The sequence below is a fragment of the Micromonospora sp. WMMD735 genome, from assembly GCF_049178995.1.
In the GTDB taxonomy this organism is placed as follows: domain Bacteria; phylum Actinomycetota; class Actinomycetes; order Mycobacteriales; family Micromonosporaceae; genus Micromonospora; species Micromonospora wenchangensis.
The window spans coordinates 4,354,343-4,376,972 of the sequence record NZ_JBMHMJ010000002.1; the positions used below are offsets into that span (position 1 = coordinate 4,354,343).

Here is a 22,630-nt window from a genome sequence, read left to right on the forward strand (position 1 = left end):
CGCCCGTTGGGGGACCCCCGCCGGTGGCCGGGCGAGCCGGCCGTGCTAGCAGGGCGCGTCGAAACTACAGAGTAGGCGCTTGTGAAGACGTGCACAAATCGCGATCTTGCTGAATCGCGGCCCCCCTGCACCTGCTCCTCCATCTCACAAGATCGATCGGGCACGCCAGCGGTGCCGCCGCGCGATTATTGCGCAATCCCGACTTCTCTCACCAATCGCGCTTGCTCGATGACCCAGCGTGATTCGCGCCACCCTAGAGCTGGGGGGTGGTCAGGTCGCGCAGCAGCCGCTCCTCCTCCACCCGCCAGTAGCCGTGCTCCCTGCCGTCGAGCAGCACCACCGGCAGCCGGTCGCCGTACTCGCGCTCCAGCTCCACGTCGCCGGTGACGTCCTTCTCCACCCACCGGTCCCCGGTGACCGCCACCACCCGCTCCAGCGCGGCCTTGGCGTCGTCGCACAGGTGGCAACCGGGACGGGTGATCAGGGCGAGCCGGGCGGCAGTGGACATCGGGACCTCCGGGTGAGGGCGGCCGGACTCGGCCGCGACGGGGATGCGCGCGGTGGACGGACCGCTGCGCACCGGTGCCGGATGCCCGGCGGCGGGCCGGGCACGCCCGCCCAGTCTCGCCCGTCCCCGGGTGCGGCACACCCGGGACGCCCGAGCCGGTCGCGCGGTGGCTGAGTCTGGCACGCCGTCGACCGCCCGACCAGGCCCACACACCGAACCGTCACGCAGCGTCGACCGGGACCACCCGAACGGGGCCGCCCCGACCGCCCCCGGGGCGGTGCCGGACGGACCCGTGGACCCCCGTCGCCGGACCGGCGGGGCGGGGTGCCGGTGGCCCTCCACCACCCCTCTGGGCTGCAATTTCCATCAAGGAACAAGTCGCGACGTGAAAGTCAACCGACCACGACGGACAACCGGTCCGCCAGGGGTCCGCGGGCCGGGCAAATACTTTGGCCCTGTGTAACGGACTTGGCACACGCGGGTGACGTTGGCCCTATCATCACTCGGGTCGGCTCACCCCATTTGCCGTGAGTCGACACCCCTCAGCCCGAGGAGGCCCCCGTGCCTGTGCGCGCATTGGACCAGCACCTCAAGGGGATCTGCCGCGCGTCGGCACCCCCCCACACGGCCCTGCCCGTCCGGGGCAGACCCGGCGCGGCGGCCACCCGCCGCCGTCCGGTCACGGTCGTGACCCGCTGCGGGGAGGCCCGGTGACCGCCTTCGGCTACCCGGATCATTCCACCGGACTGACCGGGCCGACGCCCCGGGCGGCGGTCAACGAACGGCTCGACCCGGCCCGGCCGGAGGCGACGCCCCGCCGGCCGCACCAGCGTCCGCACCCCAACGAGGCGGCCCCCCGGCCCGCCGCCCCCGGCGGCAACGCCACGCCGGCCGGCCGGGTGACCTCCCACTCCCGGCCCCCCATGCCGACGCAGACCCGACGGGTCGGCGAGCCGCCCGCCACCACCGATCCCGCCGGCGGGGAGACCGCCGTGATACCTGTGGTGCCGGCCGACGACACCGCCGTCATCCCGGCCGTACCCGCCGACGACACCGCCCTGATCCCGGCCGTACCCGGCGGGCAGCCGACGGCCGCCGGACCGCCGGCCACCGCGACACCGCCCGCCGGCACCTCCCCCACCGGCTTCCCGAGCCGCCCCGACCCGTCCGACCCGGCCACCGAGGTCTGGACGCTGGTGGAGCGGGCCCAGGCCGGCGAGGCCGAGGCGTTCGGCCTGATCTACGACCGGTACGTCGACACCGTCTTCCGGTTCGTCTACTTCCGGGTCGGCAACCGGCAACTGGCCGAGGACCTCACCTCGGACACCTTCCTGCGCGCCCTCAAGCGGATCGGCAGCTTCACCTGGCAGGGCCGCGACCTCGGGGCCTGGCTGGTCACCATCGCCCGCAACCTGGTCGCCGACCACTTCAAGTCAGGCCGCTACCGGCTGGAGGTGACCACCGGCGACGTGCTCGACGCCGACCGGGAGGACCGGGGGCCGGAGGGCAGCCCCGAAGCGGCGGTGGTCGAACACATCACCAACGTCGCCCTGCTCACCGCCGTCACCCGGCTCAACCCCGAGCAGCAGGAGTGCATCGTGCTCCGCTTCCTCCAGGGCCTCTCGGTGGCCGAGACCGCCCGCGCGATGGGCAAGAACGAGGGAGCGATCAAGGCGTTGCAGTACCGGGCGGTCCGCGCGCTGGCCCGTCTGCTTCCGGACGGCTTCCAGCCCTGACCTGCCGCGACGATCACTCTTCGTGATTTCACTCCCGACCGTCCCGTAACCGGGGCCCCGCACGGAGCGTTTCTCCGGGTGCGGCCGGTGGTTGTCCGGCGCGCCCCGGACCCGTCCCGGTCCGGAGCAGCGCCGCCGACACGACCCTGGTACGACGGTGCACGCCGCCGGTCGCGTGGACCACCGCGGCCGACCGGCCGTGACCAGCGAGAGGGGGTGCCTGCGGTGGACAGCGACCTTTTCTCCCGTCGTCGGGCCGTACGCTTCGCCCAGCTTCTCGACGAGGCCAACGGCGGCCGACGCCACCACGTCCGGTCCCGCGCCGACGCCCAGCTCACCAGGCTCGTGGCGGTCGGGCAGCGGCTCGTCGCCGAACGACCCGACGTCCAGGTGGACGTCGAGTTCCGCGCCGGCCTGCGGGCCATGCTGGTGGCCGCCGCCGAACGCGAACACGCCACCGAACCGGTCACCGACGGCACGTCGCAGGCCACCGGCCGGGGCTCCCTGCTCGGCGGGGCGACCGCCCGACGGGCCCGGGCCCGGGGCGCGATCCTGGTCGGCATCGCGGCCGGTGCGGTCGCCGTCTCCGGCATCTCGGCCGCCAGCGAGAACGCGGTGCCTGGCGACGCCCTGTACGGCATGAAGCGCTCCACCGAACGCGCCCAGCTCGCCCTGGCCAGCTCGGACGTCAGCCGGGGGCAGCTCTTCCTCGACTTCGCCCGGACCCGGCTCGACGAGGCGGCCACGCTCCGCGACGACGCCACCGGGTTCGACGCGGTCCTCGACGACATGGACGCCGACACCCGCCAGGGCGTACGACTGCTCACCGGCGGTGCAGTGCAGCACGGCGATCCGGCCGCGCTGGACGCGGTGAACACCTTCGTCAGCGGGCAACGCCGGGCGGTCGGCGGCCTGCTGGACGGGGCCGGCTCCGCCGAACGGGAACGCACCAGGCAGTCCCTCGCCCTGCTCGACGCCATCCGCCGGCGCTCCGACGCGCTGCGTACCGCGCTCGCCTGCGCACTGCCCGCCCCGGTCGGCAGCGACGCCCTCGGCCCGGTGCCCGGCACCTGCCCGACCGACCGCTGACGGCGACGGAGCCGCACGCCACACTTCCCGCGCCGACCGGCCGGCCACGGTCCGCGCCCGGACTAGGCTCGATCATGCAGGGTCGCTCGTCGGAGGGGAGGTGCCATGGCCGGCACCCGAAGGGTCACGGTCAGCACCGACGCCCACGGACACACCACCGGATGGGCGGACGCGACGGCCGTCGGGCCCACGCCGACCGACCCCCGCGCCGCCGCGTTCTTCGACGTCGACAACACGATGATGCGCGGCGCGTCGATCTACTGGTTCGCCCGGGGGCTCGCCGCCCGTCGCTACTTCACCACCGGCGACCTGGCCCGGTTCGCCTGGCAGCAGACCCGGTACCGGGTGCTGGCCACCGAGCACGCCGGCGACATGTCACAGGCCCGGCAGGCCGCCCTCGCCTTCGTCGAGGGCTGGCGGGTCGGTGACGTCGAACGGCTCGCCGAGGAGATCTTCGACGAGTTGATGGCGCCCCGGATCTGGGCCGGCACCCGTCGGCTCGCGCAGCGGCACCTCGACACCGGGCAGCGGGTCTGGCTGGTCAGCGCCGCACCGGTGGAGATCGGCCGGGTGATCGCCGCCCGACTCGGCCTGACCGGCGCGATCGGCACCGTCGCCGAGGTGGTCGACGGGGCGTACACCGGTCGGCTGGTGGGCGAGCTGATGCACGGGCCGGCCAAGGCCGAGGCGGTCACCCAGCTCGCCACGGTCGAGGGGCTCGACCTTCCCCGCTGCACCGCCTACAGCGACTCCAGCAACGACCTGCCGATGCTCACCACGGTGGGACGCGCGGTGGCGGTCAACCCGGACGGCGCGTTGCTGCGGGTGGCCCGGGAACGGGGCTGGGAGGTGCGGGACTTCCGCACCGGTCGTCGGGCCGCGCGGATCGCCGTACCGTCGACGGCCGCGCTCGGGCTGCTGGCCGGCGCGGTCTCCGCCGGTCGGGCACTGCACCGACGCCGCCGCCCGGCCTGACCCGGGCCACCCGCGTCGTCCGGGCACCGGGGGCGGGGAGCGGTCAGGGGCCGAACGGGTCGGGGCGGCGTTCCAGCAGCTGGTGCAGGGTCTGCTGGATGGTCTCCCGGACCTGGTCGGCGAGGTTGAACACGACCAGCGGGTCGTCGGCCGAGTCGGTCAGGTGCGCGGTCGGGATCGGCGGGCAGAACTCGATCAGCCACTTGCTCGGCAGCGGCACCATGCCCAGCGGCCCCAGCCACGGGAACGTCGGGGTGACCGGGAAGTAGGGCAGCTTGAGCAGCCGGGCCAGCGGCTTGATGTCGGCGAGCATCGGATAGATCTCCTCGCCGCCGACGATGGCGACCGGGACGATCGGGGTGCCGGTGCGCAACGCCGCCGAGACGAACCCGCCCCGCCCGAAGCGTTGCAGCTTGTAGCGGTCGGAGTAGAGCTTGCCGATGCCCTTGAACCCCTCCGGGAAGACGCCCACCAGCTCGCCGTTGCCGAGCAGCCGCTCGGCGTCCGGGTTGCAGGCGACCGTACCGCCGGTCTTGCGGGCCAACTCGGAGACGACGGGCATCCGGAAGACCAGGTCCGCGCCGAGCAGCCGCAGGTAGCGGTGGGCGGGATGCTGGTCGTGCAGGGCCGCGGAGAGGATCAGCGCGTCCAGGGCCACCGTGCCGGAGTGGTTGCCGACCACCAGGCCGGCACCGTCGGCGGGCACGTGTTCCAGGCCGGTGACCTCGGTACGGAACCAGTCGCGGTAGAGCAGCCGCAGCAGCGGGTGGAAGACCGTCCCGGTCAGCTCCGGGTCGAAGCCGAACTCGTCCACCTCGTACTGGCCGGACAGGCGGCGGCGCAGGAACGCCAGCCCGGAGGCGACCCGGCGGTCCCACTGGTCACCGGGCCGCTCCACCCCCGGCGAGCGCCCACCGGCCGGGCCGGAGGCGGCCGGGCCGGAGGCGGTCGGGGTGGAGGCGGCCGGGGTGGGGCGGGTCGTCGCGGGGACGGTCGGATCGGGGCCCGACCCGTTGCGCGAGGCGGGGGCGGGTGGCGTGGTGAGCCGACGATGGCCGTTCTGCGCGGTCACGTACGGTCCCGGACGGCGGAGCGGACCTGCCGGATGCTCTCCAGCACCGCCTGCTCGGCGGAGGCGAGCCGGTCCGGGGTGACCACCACCCCGCCGTGATGGGCCCGGATGAAGTCGTCGAACGCCGCCGCCGTGGTACGCGGGGTGAAGCCGTACTCCCGGGTCAGTCGGCGGGTGTCGACCACCCGGCCGTGCACGATCAGGTCGACCTGGTCGAGGCCGTAGCGGCCGAAGCCGAGGTTACGGGCGATCGCGGCGGCCCCGGACAGCCCCGGCTCCCACACCGGTACGGCCACCCGGCCGGCCCGGCGGATCGCCTGGGACAGCGAGAGCACCCCCGGCCCGGCCACGTTGTACGTGCCCGGGTGGTCCTCGGCGACGGACCGGTGCAGCACCTCCAGTGCGTCGTCGAAGTGCACGAACTGGAGCCGGGGGTCACGGCCGAAGACGGTGGGCACCACCGGCCGGGAGAAGTAGCGGGTGAGCGTGGTGTCGGCGGTGGAGCCGATGAACGGGGCGAACCGCAGCACCGTCGCGGTCACGTCGGGCCGACGGCGGCGGAAGCCGCGCACGTACCCCTCGATGTCGAGGATGTCGCGGCCGAAACCGCCGCGCGGCACCTCGCGGGGCTCGGTCTCCTCGGTGAAGACCGCCGGGTCGCGGAACGACGCGCCGTAGGCGGCGGTCGACGACCGGACCACCAGCTTGCGCAGCCGGGGCGCCCGCTGGCAGGCGGCGAGCAGCTGCATGGTGCCGATGACGTTCTGTTCCTTCATCGCCCCCCGACCGCCGTGCTGCGGGTCGGGGGCGGTGACCAGGGCGAGGTGGACCACGGCGGCGACGTCGAGGTCGGCCAGCAGGCCGCCGAGCGAGTCGAGGTCCAGCCGGACGCGTTCCACCCGGTCGAGCAGGCCGGCGAACTCGGGGGCGGGGGTGGCCGGGTCGATGCCGATCACCCGGTCGATCCGGGGATCGGCGGCGAGCCGGGCGGCGACGTGCGCGCCGAGGTAGCGACCGACCCCGGTCACGACGACGACCCCCGGAGCACCTGGGGTGCCACCGGGGGTCATCGTGCACGCCCTGACCGGCAGGGGAGATCGAGCCGGGATGTCCGCGGCCTGATCACCTGAGCCTCCGGGGGTCGACAGTTGGCAAGTGGTACCGGACGCCGGGGGTGACCCGGCGTCGGTCACTTGCCGAGACGGCGACGCTGGACGCGGGTCTTGCGCAGCAGCTTGCGGTGCTTCTTCTTAGCCATGCGCTTGCGACGCTTCTTGACCACCGAGCCCATACGACAGCCTTTCAATGCAACGTTCGGGACGGACCCTCGGCGTCGAGATGGTGACGCCGGTGGCCGCTTTACGGACAACGGACCTGGACCAGCCTGGTGGCGTCGGGGCGCACCGGCGCACGGTCAGATCGGGCTCCAGGGTAGCCGGAGAGCGTCAGCAGGACCAACGCGCCCCCGTCGATGCCCGTTACGTCGCGATCGGCGCGGTCAGGCGGTCTCCTGGAACGCCCCCCGCAGATAGTCGTGCACCGCGTGCTCGGGCACCCGGAACGACCGGCCCACCCGCACGGCGGTGAGTTCACCGCTGTGCACCAGGCGGTAGACCGTCATCTTGGAGACCCGCATCACCGAGGCGACCTCGGCGACCGTGAGGAACCTGACGTCCGACAGCCGACCGTCGGAGGACTGCGACCCGGCCATGGCTCACCCGACCCATCCCATGCCCGGCGCGCGCCACCCGACGGAGCTCCCGAACGGGCCGGCAACGCGCGTGTTACCAGTACGGTAGCGGGGCGGCTGTGACCTGCGCGATCCCTTCCCACAACTGATCACGCTCCAGGCGTCGTTCACCCGGTCGTGACCTGCTGTTCCCCGGTGGCCTACTTCTTCGAGGCCAGGGCCCGGCCGAAGAAGACCAGGTTCGCGGGGCGCTCGGCGAGGCGGCGCATCAGGTAGCCGTACCAGTCCTCCCCGTACGGCAGGTAGGTGCGCACCGTGTAGCCCTCGCCGGCCAGCCGGGCCTGCTCCTCGGGGCGGATGCCGTACAGCATCTGGAACTCGAACTCGCCGGGCCCCCGGTCGAACCAGCGGGCCCGGTCCTCGCCGATGGCGATCAGGCGCGGGTCATGGGTGGCCAGCATCGGGTAGCCCGCCCCGGACATCAGCACGTTGAGGCAGCGCACGTACGACTTGTCCACCTCGCGGGCCGACTGGTACGCCACCGACTCCGGCTCGGCGTACGCGCCCTTGCACAACCGGACCCGCGACCCGGCACCCGCCAACTCCCGGCAGTCCGACTCGGTGCGCCGCAGGTAAGCCTGCAGCACCGCCCCGGTCGACGGGTGGTCCTTGCGCAGCTTGACCAGCGTGTCCAGGGTCGAGTCGGTGGTGGTGTGGTCCTCCATGTCCAGGGTCACCGTGGTGCCCGCCTCGTCGGCCGCCACGCAGATCGCCCGCGCGTTGTCGTAGGCCAACTGCTCGTCGAAGCGCTGACCGAGGGCGGAGAGCTTCACGCTCACCTCGGCGGCCGGGGTGAGCCCGGCGGCGTCGAGCGCGCGCAGCAGGGCGAGGTACTCGTCCCGGGTGGCGGTGGCCTGGTCGGGGGTGACGGTGTCCTCGCCGAGGTTGTCGAGGGTGACCGTCAGGCCGTCGGCGACGAGTTCGCGGGTGGCGCGCAACGCGTCGTCGGTGCCGGTGCCGGCGACGAACCGGCGGACGACGTCCCGGGTGAACGGGGCCGTCGCGACGAGCCGCTCGACCTGGGATGACCGGGAGGCGGCGAGGATGACGGAACGGAGCATGAGCCGAGCGTAACGCCCGACCGTACGGCCGCGCCCGGCGGCGGGGCGGACCGGTTCCGGCCACGGCAGCGGGCCGGTCAGGGGACGCGCGGCTGGCGTGGATCAGTTACAACCATGAACGTGGAACGACACCCCCGCCGCCGGCTGCGGTCGGCCTCCGTGCAGCTCGGCGCGCTCACCGCGCTGGCACTCGCCCTCTCCGGCTGCAACCTCACCTCCGACGACGACGATGACGACTGCGCCCTCGGGCCGGTCGGTGGCGGGGACACCGTGGCGCTCGCCATGCAGGTGCCGACCGTCGGCATCGACCCCCGGGCCGCCGCGCCCGACCCGGTGGCCGGCGCGCTGCCGGAGCGCGGCGGTTTCGGCACCCATCTCGCCTCCTGCGGCGGCTGACGGTGCGCCGGGAGCGGGTCACCCCCCGACCGGACTCCGACGCGGTGATCCGTACCCAGGGCCTGGTGTACGTCGACACCGAGCTGCCCGACGGCGAGATCATGTCGTACTGGGACGAGTCCGCCGCGTACGCCTTCGACCTCGACGAGGTGCTGCGGCTGGAGGAGGCGACCGAGGAGCTGCACCGGATGTCGGTGGCCGCCGCCGAGCACGTGGTGGCCCGCAACCGGTACGCCGAGTTCGGCATCCCCGCGTGGGCGGCGCAGGCGGTCGCCCGGTCGCTGCACGAGCGCCCACCCACCCTGTACGGCCGGTTCGACCTCGCCTACGACGGCTCGTGGCCGCCGAAGCTGCTGGAGTACAACGCCGACACCCCGACCGCACTGGTCGAGGCGAGCATCGTGCAGTGGTACTGGCTGGAGGACACCCGGCCCGACGCCGACCAGTGGAACAGCCTGCACGAACGGCTGGTCGGGGCGTGGGCCAAGATCGGGGCGGGGCTGCACGACCGGCGGGTGCACGTGTGCTGGTCCAACGAGGAGGAGTCCGGCGAGGACCAGATCACCGCCGGCTACCTGGCCGAGACGGCCCGGCAGGCCGGGCTGGACGTGACCCTGCTGCCGATCCAGCACGTCGGCTGGGACGGCCGGCGCTTCGTCGACGCCGCCGACCGGCCGGTCACCACCTGCTTCAAGCTCTACCCGTGGGAGTGGATGCTGGCCGAGCCGTACGGCCGACCGGCGCTGGAGCCGGGCACCCCGACCACCTGGATCGAACCGGCCTGGAAGCTGCTGCTGTCGAACAAGGCGCTGCTGGCCGTGCTCTGGGAGCTGTACCCGGGGCACGAGCTGCTGCTGCCGGCGTACCTGGACTCGCCGCGCGGGATGCCTGAGTACGTGGCGAAGCCGCTGCTCGGCCGGGAGGGTGGCTCGGTACGCATCGTGACCGGCGACACGGAGATCAGCAATCCCGGGATCTATGGCGACGAGGGCTTCTGCTATCAGGAGTTCCGGCCGTTGCCGCAGTTCGACGGGGGCCGAATGGTGCTGGGTAGCTGGATCGTCGACGGCGAGTCGGCAGGCGTCGGCATCCGGGAGAGCGAGAGTCTGATCACCGACGGTTACGCGCGCTTCCTGCCGCACTACATCGACGCGCCGCGTGCCGCGTGAGTCGTCTACCGTTGGTCGGGTGAACTTCGACGCGTACGCCAGGACCGGGGTTGACCTCGTCAACGCCCACCTGGACGACCTCGACGACCTGCGGGCCCTCATTCCGGACGAGAACGCGTGGATGCGCGACGAGGTGGCCGACCGGGACCTGGCGGTCTTCCGACGGGCGCAGAAGCGGTTGCGCGACGTCTTCGAGTACGGCACCTCGGGGCGGGACGCCCAGGCGGTGGCCGAACTGAACGCGCTGCTGGAGGCGTTCCCGGTGCAGCCGCGCATCTCGGGCCACGATTCCAGCGACTGGCACATGCACGTGACCAGCCGGGGCGCGTCGGTCAGCGCCGAATACCTGGCCGGCGCGGCGTGGGGCCTGTCGGTGTGGCTCTGCGAGTACGGCAGCGCCCGGTTCGGGGTCTGCGCCGACGAACGTTGCGGCAACGTCTACCTGGACACCTCGTCGAACTGCTGCCGCCGGTTCTGCTCGGAGCGCTGCGCCACCCGCTCCCACGTGGCCGCCCACCGCGCCCGCAAGCGCGCCGCCGAACAGCCCACCCTCACCCCGGTCCCCTGACCCCTCCCCCGCGCTCCCCCACCCCGCCATCTCCCTGCCCCGCCGCCGTGCCGTACCGCCTCGGTGATCAAGAGGTTCGCGTCAGATTCACGCCCGCACATGACGCAAACCTCTTGATCACCGGAGGCAGAGCGGGCGGGGAGGGGCGGAGTGGAGCGGGAGAGGGCGGAGCGGAGCGGGGGCGGGGGTCAGGGGTCAGGCGTTGAGGGGGGTGGGGGCGGTGAGGTGGGCGCGGGCGAAGGCCAGGGATTCGCGGAGGTCGGCCTCGCGGACGGCGCGGCTCCTGGCACCCCGGGTGGTCACCTCCACCGCGACCGAGCCGGTGAAACCGCGTCCGGCCAGGGACCGCAGCAGCTCGGCGCAGGGCTGGGTGCCCCGGCCGGGCACCAGGTGCTCGTCGCGGCCCTCCCCGGTGCCGTCGCCGAGGTGCACGTGGGCCAGGCCGGTGCCCATCCGGTCGGCCATCGCCAGCGGGTCGCTGTGCGACGCGGCGCAGTGCGACAGGTCGAGGGTGTACGCGGGGTAGCCGACCTCGGTCGGGTCCCAGCCGGGCACGTACGGTACGAACTGCCGGCCGGCCATCCGCACCGGGTACATGTTCTCCACCGCGAAGTGCAGCCCGGTGAACCGGTCGGCGACGGTGCGCAGCCCGTCGGCGAAGTTGCGGGCGTAGTCGCGCTGCCAGGTGAACGGCGGGTGCACCACCACGGTGGGTGCCTCCAGCGTGTCGGCCAGCTCGGCGGCCCGCCGCAGCCGCTCCCACGGGTCGGGGCTCCACACCCGCTGGGTGACCAGCAGGCAGGGGGCGTGCACCGACAGCACCGGGACGCCGTAGTGCTCGGCGAGGCCGCGCAACGCCCCGGCGTCCTGGCTGACCGCGTCGGTCCAGACCATCACCTCGACCCCGTCGTAGCCGAGTGCCGCGGCGAGCTGGAACGCCGCCGCGGTCCGCTCAGGAAAGACCGAGGAACTGGACAGGAGCACCGGGACGCGGGAAGTCACATCCCCGAGGGTAGCCCGGCCCGCCACCACAGTTCCGGACGAGCAACCGCAAAAGCCGCGCAACGACCGGCGTACGTCACATCGGTTCGAGCTGATCCAACCGTCTGAGGATGACGCCCTCACGCAGCGCCCACGGGCAGATGTCCACCGCCGGCACGTCGAGCCGGCGCAGCACCGCCTCGGCCACCACCGCGCCGGCCAGCAGCTGGTGGGCCCGGCCGGCACTCACCCCCTCCAGCTCGGGCAGCTGGGCCGGCGGGATGTGCCTGACGAACCCCAGCACCTGCCGCAGCCCCGTGCGGGTGAGGCTGCGCCGCGCCCACAGGCCCGCCGAGGAGGGGGCCGCACCGGCCAGCCGGGCCAGCGTCCGGAAGGTCTTCGAGGTGGCGACCGGACGTTCCCAGCCCACCCCGGCCAGCTTCTCCACCACCGGGTCGAGCTGCGCGTCGACGTACTCCCGTAACTCCTCGACGGCCTCGGCGGTCGGTGGGGTCGCCCCGGACGGGTCGACGTGCAGCCGTTCCCGGCTCAGCCGGCCGGCGCCCAGCGGCAGCGACACCGCCACCTCCGGGTCCTCGTCGATGCCGGCGGCCAGCTCCAGCGAGCCACCGCCGATGTCCATCGCCAGCAGCCGTCCCGCCGACCAGCCGAACCAGCGCCGGACCGCGAGGAACGTCGCCCGCGCCTCGTCCGCCCCGGAGAGCACCTCCAGCCGTACGCCGGTCTCCTCGCGGACCCGGGTCAGCACCTCGGCCGCGTTGGTGGCGTCGCGCACCGCGCTGGTCGCGAAGGCCAGCAGGTCGTCGGCGGCCAGCGCGGTGGCCGACGCGCGGGCCGCCCCGACCGCCTCGACCAGCCCGTCGGCACCGGCCCGGGTGAGTGCGCCGTCGGGGCCGATCTGCTCGGCCAGCCGCAGCACCACCTTCTCGGAGTGCGCGGCCCACGGGTGAGCGCCGTGGTGGGCGTCGACCACCAGCAGATGGACCGTGTTGGAACCGACGTCGAGCACACCCAGCCGCATGGGAAGACCCTAGGGCCACCACGTTTCGACGGCACGCCGGCCGGCGGGTTCACTCACGCGTACGCTGGGCCGGGTGACGAGCCAGGTGGAGCTGCACGTGCTGGTGGACGCCCCCGACGACCCCCGCAGCCGGGAGGTCGGGCTGGACTTCCCCCGGGAGTGGATCGAGTTCGTCGACCCGGCCGACGAGCGGCACCTGGTGCGCGCCGACCTCACCTGGCTGCTGTCCCGCTGGACGTGCGTGTTCGGCCGGGGCTGCCACGGCATCGTCGCCGGCCGGGCCGCCGACGGCTGCTGCTCGCACGGCGCGTTCTTCACCGACACCGACGACGAGAAGCGGGTCCGGGCGGCCGTCAAGCGGCTCACCCCGCAGACCTGGCAGCACTTCCGCAAGGGTACGAAGAACTGGACCGCGACCGACACGATCGACGGCGAGAACCCGGCCCGACGGACCGCCACCCGGGGCGAGGACGCGCCGTGCGTGTTCCTCAACGACGCCGACTTCCCCGGCGGCGGCGGGTGCGCGCTGCACGGCCAGGCGCTGCGCGACGGCGTGCACCCGCTGGAGTACAAGCCGGACGTCTGCTGGCAGCTGCCGATCCGCCGGGACCAGGAGTGGACCACCCGCCCCGACGACACGAAGGTGCTGGTGTCGACGCTCGCCGAGTTCGACAGGCGGGGCTGGGGCTCCGGCGGGCACGACCTGGACTGGTGGTGCACCTCGTCGACCGACGCGCACGTCGGCACCGAGCCGATGTACCTGTCGTACGGCCCGGAGCTGACCGCGCTGGTCGGCGCGCCCGCGTACGCGAGGCTGGCCGAGCTGTGCGCGGCCCGGCTGGGTCAGGGCCAGATCGCCCCGCACCCGGCCAGCCCGCAGGGGTGAACGGTGCGCCGGCCTACGGCTCGAACTTGTAGCCCAGCCCGCGCACGGTGACGATGAACCGGGGCGCGGACGGCTCCGGTTCGATCTTGGAACGCAGCCGCTTGACATGCACGTCGAGGGTCTTGGTGTCCCCGACGTAGTCGGCTCCCCAGACCCGGTCGATGAGCTGCCCCCGGGTGAGCACCCGGCCGGCGTTGCGCAGCAGCAGTTCCAGCAGCTCGAACTCCTTGAGCGGAAGCTGCACGGCGGCCCCGTCGACGGTGACCACGTGCCGCTCGATGTCCATCCGGACCGGGCCGGCGGCCAGCGTCGGGGCCCCCGACTCGGTCACCTCGGGGCTCTGCCGGCGCAGCACCGCCCGGATCCGGGCCACCAGCTCCCGGGGCGAGTACGGCTTGGTGACGTAGTCGTCGGCGCCGATCTCCAGCCCGACCACCTTGTCGATCTCACTGTCCCGGGCGGTCACCATGATGATCGGCACGTGCGAGCGCTGCCGCAGCTGCCGGCAGACCTCGGTCCCGGACATCTCCGGGAGCATCAGGTCGAGCAGCACGATGTCCGCGCCGGTCCGGTCGAACTCGGTGAGGGCGGAGGTGCCCGTCGCGGCGACGGAGACCTCGAAACCCTCCTTGCGGAGCATGTACGACAGGGCGTCGGAGAACGACTCCTCGTCCTCGACCACCAGTACGCGGCTCAACGGGGTGTTTCCTTTCCTACGGTCAGGCCCGGCGCAGGGTCGGTCGGGCCGGGCTCGATACCAGCGGACGGCAGTAGCGACTCCAGGGCGTCCGGAGGGCTGGCGGGTAGCCGGAGGGTGAACGTCGACCCCCCACCCAGGGTGCTCGCCACCTCCACCCGGCCGCCATGGTTGCTGGCGATGTGTTTGACGATGGCCAGGCCGAGGCCGGTGCCACCGGTGGCGCGGGAGCGGGCCTGGTCGGCCCGGTAGAACCGCTCGAAGATCCGGTCGACGTCGGTGGGGGCGATGCCGATGCCCTGGTCGGTGACGGAGACCGTGACGTGGTCGTCGTCGGCCCGGGTGACGACCCGCACGGTGGTGTCCTCGCCGGAGTAGGTGATCGCGTTCTCCACCAGGTTGGACACGGCGGTGGCGAGCTGGCTGTCGCTGCCGTACGCGGTCAGGCCCCGCTGCCCTTCGGTGACCACCTGGACCCGGCGGGCGGTGGCCGAGGTGCGGGTCCGGTCGAGCACCTCGGCGATCACCCAGTCGACCGCGACGGGTTCCGGCGCGGGTTGCGGCTCGGCGCCCTGGAGCCGGGTCAGCTCCAGCAGTTCCTGCACCAGCCGGCCGAGCCGGGTCGACTCGTGCTGGATGCGTTCGGCGAACCGGCGGGCGGCCAGCATGTCCTCGGAGAGGTCGGGTGCGCCGTCGGCCGGCTCGGTGGCGTCGACGAGCGCCTCGGCGAGCAGTTGCAGCGCCCCGATCGGGGTCTTCAGCTCGTGGCTGACGTTGGCCACGAAGTCCCGCCGGACCCGGGCCAGCCGGTGCGACTCGGTCACGTCGGCGGCTTCGACGGCGATGTACCCGCCGCCGATGCCCATCGCCCGCAGGTGCACGCCGAGCGGGTTCTCCCCGGCGTTGTCGCGGCCACGGGGCAGGTCCAGCTCGATCTCGCGTCGCACCCCGGTCCGCCGGACCTGCCCGGCGAGGGTACGGATCAGCGGGTGGGCCGCGATGGAGCCGGGGGTGGCGCCGGTACGGAGCAGTCCCATCGCCCGTGCGGCCGGGTTCACCAGCACCGGAACGTCGTCCGGGCCGAGCACCACGACACCGGCGCGCAGCGAGTCGATGGTCTTGCGGCCGAGCCCGGTCAGCCCGCCGGACTGGTCGTCGGGAATCGCACGCCTCCCCAGGTTCCCGTGGGGGCCCTCGCCCCCGGACGACGCCGCGCGGCGTCGCCAGGTCTGGACGGGCCGCGCCAGCAGCAGCCCGGCGACCAGTCCGGTCACCAGGGCCACCACGATCGCCACCGCCCATTCCACCCGGCGATCGTAGGGTCATTGTTAACCTGGTTATCGCCCATAACAGGACGAAGCACACTCGCTTTGGCAGAAATTCACTCCCGGGCCCCGCGTCGTTCATCCGGGTTCATCTGGGCTCCCGTCACCCCCGCCTACGGTGGGTCGCGCACCTGCTCAACCCGTACGCCAGCGGTCCCCGCGACCACCGGCGGCACCGACCCCAGGAAGTGACGATGCGCGACGAGTTCCGGGCCGACCTGCAGATCGTCAGCCAACTGCTGGTGGACATGGCCGACGGCGTACGCGCCGCGATGCGCCAGGCCACCCGCGGCCTGCTGACCGCCGACCGCGAGGCGTCCGAGGCCGTGATCGCGCGGGACGCCGAGATCGACGACCTCTACCAGCACGTCGAGGAGCGGGTCTGCGACCTGCTCGCCCGCCAGGCGCCGGTCGCCTCCGACCTGCGCGCGATGATCACCGCCCTGCACGTCGCGGCCGACCTGGAGCGGATGGGCGACCTGGCCGACCACGTGGCCAAGACCGCGCTGCGCCGGCACCCCTCCCCGGCGGTGCCGGCCGAGCTGCGGCCCGTCTTCACCGACATGGCCTCGGTCGCCGACCGGATGGCCGAGAAGATCGGCAAGGTGCTGGCCACCCCCGACGCCGACATCGCCGCCGAACTGGACCGCGACGACGACGTCATGGACGACCTGCACAAGAGCCTGTTCGGCATCCTGCTCGGCGACGGGTGGCCGTACGGGGTGGAGACCGCCATCGACGCCACCCTGCTCGGCCGGTTCTACGAGCGGTTCGCCGACCACGCGGTCAACGCCGGCGAGCGGGTGGTCTACCTGATCACCGGGGAGACCACCCCCGCCGCCGGCTGACCCGCACCGCCCGACGACGGGACAGGGCTCCCGACCCGGCGGAGGTCGCCGGGTCGGGAGCCCTGCGTCAACTCAGCGGCCCTGGTTGGCGACGGCGGCAGCCGCCTCCTTGGCGGCGGCCGGGTCGAGGTAGGTGCCGCCCAGGGCGAGCGGGCGCAGCTGCGGGTCGAGGTCGTAGCGCAGCGGGATGCCGGTGGGGATGTTCAGCTTGGCGATCGCCTCGTCGGAGATCTGGTCGAGGTGCTTGACCAGGGCACGCAGCGAGTTGCCGTGCGCCGCCACCAGCACGGTGCGGCCGGCGAGGATGTCCGGCACGATCGAGTCGTACCAGTACGGGAGCATCCGCGCCACGACGTCCTTGAGGCACTCGGTGCGCGGCATCAGCTCGGTCGGCAGCAGCGCGTACCGCGGGTCGCCGACCTGGGAGAAATCGTCGTCGTCGGCGATCGGCGGCGGCGGCGTGTCGTACGAGCGACGCCAGAGCATGAACTGCTCCTCGCCGTACTCCTCCAGGGTCTGCTTCTTGTTCTTGCCCTGCAGGGCGCCGTAGTGCCGCTCGTTGAGCCGCCACGACCGGCGCACCGCGATCCAGTGCCGGTCGGCGGCGTTCAGCGCCAGCTCGGCGGTGCGGATCGCCCGGCGCATCACGCTGGTGTGCACCACGTCCGGCAGCAGGTCGTGCTCGCGCAGCAGCTCGCCGCCGCGGCGCGCCTCCGCCTCACCCTTGGCGGTCAGGTCGACGTCGACCCAGCCGGTGAAGAGGTTCTTCGCGTTCCAGTCGCTCTCGCCGTGCCGCAGCAGGACCAGCGTCCCGACGGTGGACCCCTCGCTCGCAGTCATGCCGATCATCCTGCCGCACCGCGTCCGGGGACACGCGGGCGGTGGTGGTGACGACCACCACGTGGAAAAACGGATGACCGGTGTCCGCCCCCGGAACTAGGTTGTAAGGCGCTTCAAGGACAGTGGTCATTACCTGAGCGGGGGCGCGGGCGTGCGGACGGTGCGGGGTTGGTTCCGGGAGACCACAGGTGGGCTACCGAGGACCTTCTGGTACCTCTGGACGGGCACCCTGATCAACCGGCTCGGCTCGTTCGTGCTGGTCTTCCTCGCCATCTACCTGACCCAGGCCCGCCACTTCTCGGCCGCCCAGGCCGGCCTGGTGATGGGCCTGTGGGGGGTCGGCGGCGCGGTCGGCACCACCGTGGGCGGCACCCTGGTCGACCGGTGGGGGCGGCGGCCCACCCTGCTCACCGCCCACCTGGGCGCGGCCACCATGATGCTCACGCTCGGCTTCGCCCGGCCGCTCTGGGCGGTCGCGGTGGGCGCGCTGCTGCTCGGCACGTTCGCCGAGGCCGCCCGGCCGGCCTTCGGGGCCATGATGATCGACGTGGTGCCGGAGCGGGACCGGCTCCGCGCGTTCTCGCTCAACTACTGGGCGATCAACCTGGGCTTCGCCTGCGCCGCCGTGCTCGCCGGCCTCGCCGCCGAGGCCGGCTACCTGCTGCTGTTCGTGGTCGACGCGGCCACCACCCTGGTCACCGCGCTGATCATCTTCGTCAAGGTCGGCGAGACCCGCCGCGCCCCGGCGACCGGCGCCGTCAAGGGCGCGACGAGCGGCCCGCCCCGGGTGGGTGCGCTGCGCACCATCGCCGCCGACCGGGTGTTCCTGGGCTTCGTCGTGCTCAACCTGTTCGGCGCGCTGGTCTTCCTCCAGCACATCTCGATGCTGCCGATCGCGATGGGCGACGCCGGCCTGTCCCCCGCCACCTACGGCTCGGTGATCGCGCTCAACGGGGTGCTGATCGTGGTGGGGCAACTCTTCGTCCCCCGGCTGATCCGGGGGCGGAGCCGGTCGCACGTGCTCGCCCTCGCCTCGGTGGTGATGGGGGTCGGCTTCGGGCTGACCGCGTTCGCCGACGCCGCCTGGTTCTTCGGGCTCACCGTGCTGATCTGGACGCTCGGCGAGATGCTCAACTCCCCGTCCAACGCCACCCTGATCGCCGAACTCTCCCCCGCCGAGCTGCGCGGTCGCTACCAGGGCGTCTTCTCGCTGTCCTGGCAGGTGGCCGGGGCGGTCGCCCCGCTGCTCGGCGGGCTGGTGCGTGAACACGCCGGCAACGCCACGCTCTGGCTGGGCTGCGCCGCGATCGGCGTGGCGACCGCGCTGGCCCACCTGCTCTCCGGGCCGGCCCGGGAACGCCGGGCGACCAGCCTGCGCCGCCCCGAGGTTCCCGTCGTGCCGGTCACCGTCGTCGGGCCGCCCCCGCAGTCGGCCGAGGCTAAGGTGCGGACCGCACCCGCCGAGCCGGTCACGGCCCGCACCCCCGCCTGAGTACGCCCACCGCCCGAACCACCCGGGATTGCTTCCACCAGGTGCTGCGACACCCCGACGCTCGGGTCGAACTCTCCGGATCGGCCGCACAGGGCCGAAACGGCACAAGAGGCCGGTAAACGGCAGAGCGCCCACCGGCGACCGATGGTCGCGGTGGGCGCTCGTACCGCCTGCCCGGCGGCGGCGGGCGACCCTCACCCCCGTAAGCGTCGCCCGCTCGCGCCGCCGGTTCCCGGGTGGCACCGTCCCCCAACGGTGTGACCCACCCGATTGCGTCCCGCTCGGTGCACGGATCTGATCGATCCGCCGCTCCCCCGAACGTTTCCGAGCGTGACGCGGTGCAATAAAGTTAGTTCGCCCGGATTCCGGATTCAACCTTCGAGCACTGTCTCGCCGGTCACAACACCGACCGTCCCCGCTCCGGTGCTCCTGTTCCGGGCTCCGTGACTGCCAACACGCGGCTACCCGGCAGCCATTCCGCCAAACGTCTCAGCCGTCTTCCCGATCGGGTGACTCGGTCCGGAAGAAGTTGCTCGGCCGGCCGTCCCGCAACTGCTCCTGGAAGATCAGGTTCAGCTTGCGCGAGTCGAACGTCCGGAACCAGTCGTCCCAGGTCACCACCCGCAACCGGCGGCTCTCCCGGTAGCCCGGCAGGTCGAAGGTGAGCACCCCCGGCCGGCCGTCGCGCTCGGTGCCGGCGATGGTCGCCGGCTTGGCGCCCCGGGCTGCGGCCCAGTTCCGGATCACCTGGTGGTTGGTGGTCACCAGGCTGCGCCCGGGACGTTCCGGACGGTCCGCCGGAGAGGTGATGAGCTGCGCGGACCGTACCGAACGGGAGGTGGACCGGCCGGTGCGCACGCCCGTGGCACGGGCGGCCTTCGCCGGCGTCGCCTTCGCCCGCGTACGCGACGGGTTGGCCTTCGCGGCCCCGGCCGTGCTCCGGCGGGCGGGCGCCCGGCCGGACGGGCCGGTGCTGCGGCGGGCGGCACCGCCGGCCCGGCCCTCCGCGCGCAACGCCCGCGCGAGCGCCTTCACCAGTTCCGGCTTACGCAACGCGGAGATCCCGGAGACCCCCCGCCGACGCAACTGACCCCGGATCTCGTCGACCCTCATCCGGGAGATCTCCGACTCGGAGATGCCCGGCGTGTTCGGGGTCCGGTTGCCGGCCTGACGCGTGGTCCCGGTCGCCGTCGCGCCGCGACCTGAGCTGTTCCGCTGAGCCATGACACGCTCCTCGACAGTCCGTCCTCGGCCTGCGGCGGGTCCCACACTGCCGCGCCGCAGCGCTGCGGCATACCCGTCAGGACCGGTCCGAACCTCCGGCGGACGGGGTGAACAGGTGGGCGAAGGCGGCCAGGTTCGCGGTCGACTCGCCGCGCTTGACCCGCCACTCCCACTCCCGGCGGATGGAACTGCCGAACCCGATCTCCAGCATCGTGTCGAAGGACTCGTCGGCGTAGCTGAGCACCGCACCGAGCAGCCGGTCCAGCTCGTCGGCGTCGACGGCGGACGGGTTGACCCGCCCGGTGAGGTAGACGTCGCCGACCGCGTCGATCGAGAACGCCACCCCGTACATCCGGGCGTTGCGTTGCAGCAGCCACGCCCACAGCTCCTCGCGCCGCTCGTCGGGCTGACGCATCACGAACGCCTCGACCCGCAACGCGTGCTCGCCGACGATCAGGTTGCAGATCGTCTTGAGCTTGTGGGTGCCGGGCAGGGTGACCGCGTACGAGCCCTCGCCGGTGGCTTCCCAGTCCAGTTCCCGTTCGGTGCAGACCGCCTCGATCAGGGCCGCCAGCTCGCTCTTCGCGCTCATCGGCCCCACTCTACGGCCGCCGTGGCCGCCCCACCCGGCGACGAGGGGCGGGGCACCCGGTCACCAGGAGCCGGTGAGCGCCGGACCGTCGGCCAGCCGGGCCGCCAGCCGCTCCCGGTGCCCGGTGACCGCCTCGCCGTAGACGGCGAGCAGCCCGGAGACGGTGCGCTCCCAGGAGAAGCTGCGGGCGTGCCGGGCCGCCCCCCGACCCAGCGCCTCCCGGCCGGCCCGGTCGGGCAGCAGCCGGGCCAGCGTACGGGCCCAGTCGGTCGGGTCGTGGCCGTGCACGAGCACGCCGCTGACCTGGTCCCGGACGGCGGTGACCAGGCCACCCACGGCGGCGGCGACCACCGGCGTGCCGCAGGCCTGCGCCTCCAGGGCCACCAGCCCGAAGGACTCGTTGTGCGAGGGCACCGCCACCAGGTCGGCCGCCCGGTAGAGGGCGGGCAGGTCGTCCCCGGTGCGCGGTGGCAGGAAACGCACCCGGTCGGCGACCCCCAACGAACCGGCCAGCTCGATCAGGGAGGTGGGCCGGTCCAGGCCGCTGCCGCTCGGGCCGCCGCAGATCACCACGGTCACCTGGTCGGCGAGGGCCGGGTCGCGTTCCCGCAACGCGGCGACCGCGCGGACCAGCACGTCGGGTGCCTTCAACGGCTGGATCCGGCCGACGAACGCGACGACGTACCCGTCGGTGGGCAGGCCCAGCCGGCGACGGGCGGCGCGGGTGGCGACCTCCCGGTCCCCGGCGGCGGGCCGGAACCGTGCCAGGTCCACCCCCGGTTCGACGACCACCACCCGGGCCGGGTCGGCGGCGTACCTGTCGATCAGGTCGGTGGCCTCCGCCCGGGTGTTCGCGACCAGCCGGTCGGCCTCGGCGACCACCTGTTCCTCGCCGATCACCCGGGCCTTCGGCTCCGGCCGGTCACCGGCGGCGAGCTGGGCGTTCTTCACCTTCGCCAGGGTGTGCGCGGTGTGCACCAGCGGCACCCCCCAGCGCTCCTTGGCCAGCCAGCCGACCTGGCCGGAGAGCCAGTAGTGCGAGTGGATCAGGTCGTAGTGGCCAGGCGGGCGGGCCGCCTCGGCGCGCAGCACCCCGGCGGTGAAGGCACAGAGCTGACCGGGCAGCTCCTCCTTGGTCAGCCCCTCCAGCGGGCCGGAGGTGACGTGCCGGACGTGCACCCCGGGGGCCATCTCCACCACCGGGGGCAGGTCACCGGAGGTGGCCCGGGTGAAGATCTCCACCTCGACGTTCGCCTCGGCGAGCCGCCGGGCGACCTCCAGGATGTAGACGTTCATGCCGCCCGCGTCGCCGGTGCCCGGTTGGTGCAACGGTGAGGTGTGCACCGACAGGGTGGCGATCCGGCGGGGCCGGGGCCACGGCAGGGAACCTCGCTGACGACCGACACCGGTGTGCTGATCCGCCACGTCCGCTCCTTCTGTCACGGTTGATGCCGTCCCGCACGACCGGCGCTCCTCGGACAACCTTCGCGCCGGATGCAATCTTCCCCATCGGGCTTCGGAAATGCCTCGCCCCGGGTCGCGGGCGTGACGGACCTCATCACGGGGCCCGGAGCGGCCGGTCACGCCGCCGGGGTGAGAATGGCCTGATGACCTCTGTCGCGATCGTCACCGGGGCGTCCAGCGGGATCGGCGCGGCCACCGCCCGCCGGCTCGCCGCCGAGGGTTTCCACGTGCTCGCCGCCGCCCGCCGCACCGACCGGCTCGCCGGTCTGGTCGCCGAGATCGCGGCGGCCGGCGGCAGCGCCACCGCAGTGGCCTGCGACGTCACCTCGGACGAGTCGGTGGCCGGGCTGGCCCGCGCCGCCGCCGACGCCCCCGGCCCGGTCACCGTCCTGGTCAACAACGCCGGCGGGGCGCGTGGGCTGGACCCGGTGGAGACCGGCTCGGTCGCCGACTGGCAGTGGATGTACGACGTGAACGTGCTCGGCACGCTGCGGGTCACCCAGGCCCTGCTGCCGGCCCTGGAACGCTCCGGTGCCGGCACCGTCGTCGTGGTCTCGTCCACCGCCGGCTTCACCGTCTACGAGGGCGGCGGCGGATACAGCGCGGCCAAGCACGCGCAGACCGCCGTGGCGGGCACCCTGCGGCTGGAGCTGTGCGGCCGGCCCGTGCGGGTGGTCGAGATCGACCCCGGGATGGTCCGGACGGAGGAGTTCAGCCTGAACCGCTTCGGCGGGGACGCGGCGAAGGCCGACGCCACCTACGCCGGGGTGGCGCAGCCGCTGGTCGCCGACGACGTCGCCGAGTGCGTCGCCTGGTGCGCCACCCTCCCGCACCACGTCAACGTGGACCGTCTGGTGGTCCGCCCGCTGGCCCAGGCCGCCCAGCACAAGGTGCACCGGGTCGGGTCGTGACCCG

The 22,630-nt window shown here is 73.3% G+C and carries 23 protein-coding genes and 1 pseudogene; 10 read left to right on the forward strand and 14 right to left on the reverse strand.

The window, feature by feature from the left end; translation table 11 throughout:
* Positions 1-253: 253 nt before the first annotated feature.
* Positions 254-508 carry a glutaredoxin family protein gene (locus ACN268_RS18655; RefSeq protein WP_421484317.1) on the reverse strand — a complete coding sequence of 85 codons (255 nt, stop codon included), beginning with the start codon at positions 506-508 and terminating at the stop codon, positions 254-256.
* Between the two features lie 896 nt (positions 509-1,404).
* Between ACN268_RS18655 and ACN268_RS18660 the strand changes: the two are divergent.
* The 3 genes and pseudogenes from ACN268_RS18660 to ACN268_RS18670 form a co-directional block, all read left to right on the forward strand.
* A pseudogene (locus ACN268_RS18660) lies at positions 1,405-2,244 on the forward strand (ECF subfamily RNA polymerase sigma factor, BldN family); the annotation flags it as partial.
* Between the two features lie 225 nt (positions 2,245-2,469).
* Positions 2,470-3,333, forward strand: a complete 864-nt coding sequence (locus tag ACN268_RS18665; protein WP_421484318.1) for a DUF5667 domain-containing protein — start codon at positions 2,470-2,472, stop codon at positions 3,331-3,333.
* A 105-nt stretch (positions 3,334-3,438) separates the two neighbouring features.
* Entirely contained in the window at positions 3,439-4,308 is an 870-nt protein-coding gene (locus ACN268_RS18670) for an HAD family hydrolase (RefSeq protein ID WP_421484319.1), read from the forward strand.
* Between the two features lie 43 nt (positions 4,309-4,351).
* Here ACN268_RS18670 and ACN268_RS18675 read toward each other — a convergent pair whose 3' ends face one another.
* The 5 genes from ACN268_RS18675 to ACN268_RS18695 all read right to left on the reverse strand — a co-directional run bounded on the left by ACN268_RS18675 (position 4,352) and on the right by ACN268_RS18695 (position 8,191).
* Positions 4,352-5,206, reverse strand: coding sequence for a lysophospholipid acyltransferase family protein (locus ACN268_RS18675; protein WP_363651102.1), 855 nt, complete (start codon positions 5,204-5,206; stop codon positions 4,352-4,354).
* A gap of 170 nt (positions 5,207-5,376) precedes the next feature.
* Positions 5,377-6,450, reverse strand: coding sequence for an NAD-dependent epimerase/dehydratase family protein (locus ACN268_RS18680; protein ID WP_421484320.1), 1,074 nt, complete (start codon positions 6,448-6,450; stop codon positions 5,377-5,379).
* 119 nt (positions 6,451-6,569) lie between these two features.
* Positions 6,570-6,671 (reverse strand): 30S ribosomal protein bS22, encoded by a 102-nt coding sequence (locus tag ACN268_RS18685; RefSeq protein WP_007465623.1) that lies wholly within the window; start codon positions 6,669-6,671, stop codon positions 6,570-6,572.
* 207 nt (positions 6,672-6,878) lie between these two features.
* On the reverse strand, positions 6,879-7,091 hold the full coding sequence (locus ACN268_RS18690) for a helix-turn-helix domain-containing protein (protein ID WP_088646105.1): 213 nt from the start codon (positions 7,089-7,091) through the stop codon (positions 6,879-6,881).
* A gap of 179 nt (positions 7,092-7,270) precedes the next feature.
* On the reverse strand, positions 7,271-8,191 hold the full coding sequence (locus ACN268_RS18695; RefSeq protein ID WP_204924770.1) for a proline dehydrogenase family protein: 921 nt from the start codon (positions 8,189-8,191) through the stop codon (positions 7,271-7,273).
* Between the two features lie 114 nt (positions 8,192-8,305).
* Here ACN268_RS18695 and ACN268_RS18700 point away from each other — a divergent pair, with 114 nt between their 5' ends.
* The 3 genes from ACN268_RS18700 to ACN268_RS18710 are packed head-to-tail and all read left to right on the forward strand — an operon-like array spanning position 8,306 to position 10,324.
* On the forward strand, positions 8,306-8,587 hold the full coding sequence (locus ACN268_RS18700; RefSeq protein ID WP_232377627.1) for a hypothetical protein: 282 nt from the start codon (positions 8,306-8,308) through the stop codon (positions 8,585-8,587).
* A gap of 2 nt (positions 8,588-8,589) precedes the next feature.
* The gene (locus ACN268_RS18705) at positions 8,590-9,756 is read left to right on the forward strand and encodes a glutathionylspermidine synthase family protein (protein WP_421484321.1); all 1,167 of its coding nucleotides are present in this window, start codon (positions 8,590-8,592) and stop codon (positions 9,754-9,756) included.
* 19 nt (positions 9,757-9,775) lie between these two features.
* Positions 9,776-10,324, forward strand: a complete 549-nt coding sequence (locus tag ACN268_RS18710; protein WP_088646103.1) for a CGNR zinc finger domain-containing protein — start codon at positions 9,776-9,778, stop codon at positions 10,322-10,324.
* Positions 10,325-10,519: 195 nt separating this feature from the next.
* Here the strand turns inward: ACN268_RS18710 and ACN268_RS18715 are convergent, their stop codons facing one another.
* Together ACN268_RS18715 and ACN268_RS18720 are read right to left on the reverse strand one after the other, a co-directional pair.
* Positions 10,520-11,326 carry a sugar phosphate isomerase/epimerase family protein gene (locus ACN268_RS18715; protein ID WP_357763754.1) on the reverse strand — a complete coding sequence of 269 codons (807 nt, stop codon included), beginning with the start codon at positions 11,324-11,326 and terminating at the stop codon, positions 10,520-10,522.
* A 76-nt stretch (positions 11,327-11,402) separates the two neighbouring features.
* The gene (locus tag ACN268_RS18720; RefSeq protein WP_421484322.1) at positions 11,403-12,347 is read right to left on the reverse strand and encodes a Ppx/GppA phosphatase family protein; all 945 of its coding nucleotides are present in this window, start codon (positions 12,345-12,347) and stop codon (positions 11,403-11,405) included.
* Positions 12,348-12,420: 73 nt separating this feature from the next.
* Here ACN268_RS18720 and ACN268_RS18725 point away from each other — a divergent pair, with 73 nt between their 5' ends.
* A complete protein-coding gene (locus ACN268_RS18725; RefSeq protein WP_421484323.1) occupies positions 12,421-13,233 on the forward strand; it encodes a hypothetical protein in 813 nt (270 codons plus the stop codon).
* Between the two features lie 13 nt (positions 13,234-13,246).
* Here the strand turns inward: ACN268_RS18725 and ACN268_RS18730 are convergent, their stop codons facing one another.
* Positions 13,247-13,930: a response regulator transcription factor gene (locus ACN268_RS18730; protein WP_067314784.1), complete on the reverse strand. Its 684-nt coding sequence runs from the start codon at positions 13,928-13,930 to the stop codon at positions 13,247-13,249.
* Complete coding sequence (locus ACN268_RS18735) at positions 13,927-15,237, reverse strand: sensor histidine kinase (protein WP_421484324.1); 1,311 nt, start codon at positions 15,235-15,237, stop codon at positions 13,927-13,929. The genes ACN268_RS18730 and ACN268_RS18735 overlap by 4 nt, the downstream gene beginning before the upstream one ends.
* 212 nt (positions 15,238-15,449) lie before the next feature.
* On the opposite strand from ACN268_RS18735, the gene phoU reads away from it, so the two are divergent.
* Positions 15,450-16,103 carry a phosphate signaling complex protein PhoU gene (gene phoU, locus ACN268_RS18740; RefSeq protein WP_421484325.1) on the forward strand — a complete coding sequence of 218 codons (654 nt, stop codon included), beginning with the start codon at positions 15,450-15,452 and terminating at the stop codon, positions 16,101-16,103.
* 72 nt (positions 16,104-16,175) lie between these two features.
* On the opposite strand, the gene ACN268_RS18745 is transcribed toward phoU, so the two are convergent.
* Positions 16,176-16,943 (reverse strand): phosphoglyceromutase, encoded by a 768-nt coding sequence (locus ACN268_RS18745; RefSeq protein WP_421484326.1) that lies wholly within the window; start codon positions 16,941-16,943, stop codon positions 16,176-16,178.
* Between the two features lie 151 nt (positions 16,944-17,094).
* Between ACN268_RS18745 and ACN268_RS18750 the strand changes: the two genes are divergently transcribed.
* Positions 17,095-18,435, forward strand: a complete 1,341-nt coding sequence (locus tag ACN268_RS18750; protein ID WP_421484327.1) for an MDR family MFS transporter — start codon at positions 17,095-17,097, stop codon at positions 18,433-18,435.
* A 489-nt stretch (positions 18,436-18,924) separates the two neighbouring features.
* Here the strand turns inward: ACN268_RS18750 and ACN268_RS18755 are convergent, their stop codons facing one another.
* From ACN268_RS18755 to mshA, 3 genes are all read right to left on the reverse strand, one after another.
* Positions 18,925-19,659 (reverse strand): hypothetical protein, encoded by a 735-nt coding sequence (locus tag ACN268_RS18755; RefSeq protein ID WP_421484328.1) that lies wholly within the window; start codon positions 19,657-19,659, stop codon positions 18,925-18,927.
* A 76-nt stretch (positions 19,660-19,735) separates the two neighbouring features.
* The gene (locus ACN268_RS18760) at positions 19,736-20,251 is read right to left on the reverse strand and encodes a YbjN domain-containing protein (protein ID WP_088646095.1); all 516 of its coding nucleotides are present in this window, start codon (positions 20,249-20,251) and stop codon (positions 19,736-19,738) included.
* A 60-nt stretch (positions 20,252-20,311) separates the two neighbouring features.
* Entirely contained in the window at positions 20,312-21,676 is a 1,365-nt protein-coding gene (mshA, locus tag ACN268_RS18765) for a D-inositol-3-phosphate glycosyltransferase (protein ID WP_421484329.1), read from the reverse strand.
* 182 nt (positions 21,677-21,858) lie between these two features.
* Here mshA and ACN268_RS18770 point away from each other — a divergent pair, with 182 nt between their 5' ends.
* Complete coding sequence (locus tag ACN268_RS18770; protein ID WP_363650757.1) at positions 21,859-22,626, forward strand: SDR family oxidoreductase; 768 nt, start codon at positions 21,859-21,861, stop codon at positions 22,624-22,626.
* The last annotated feature ends 4 nt before the right edge of the window (positions 22,627-22,630 follow it).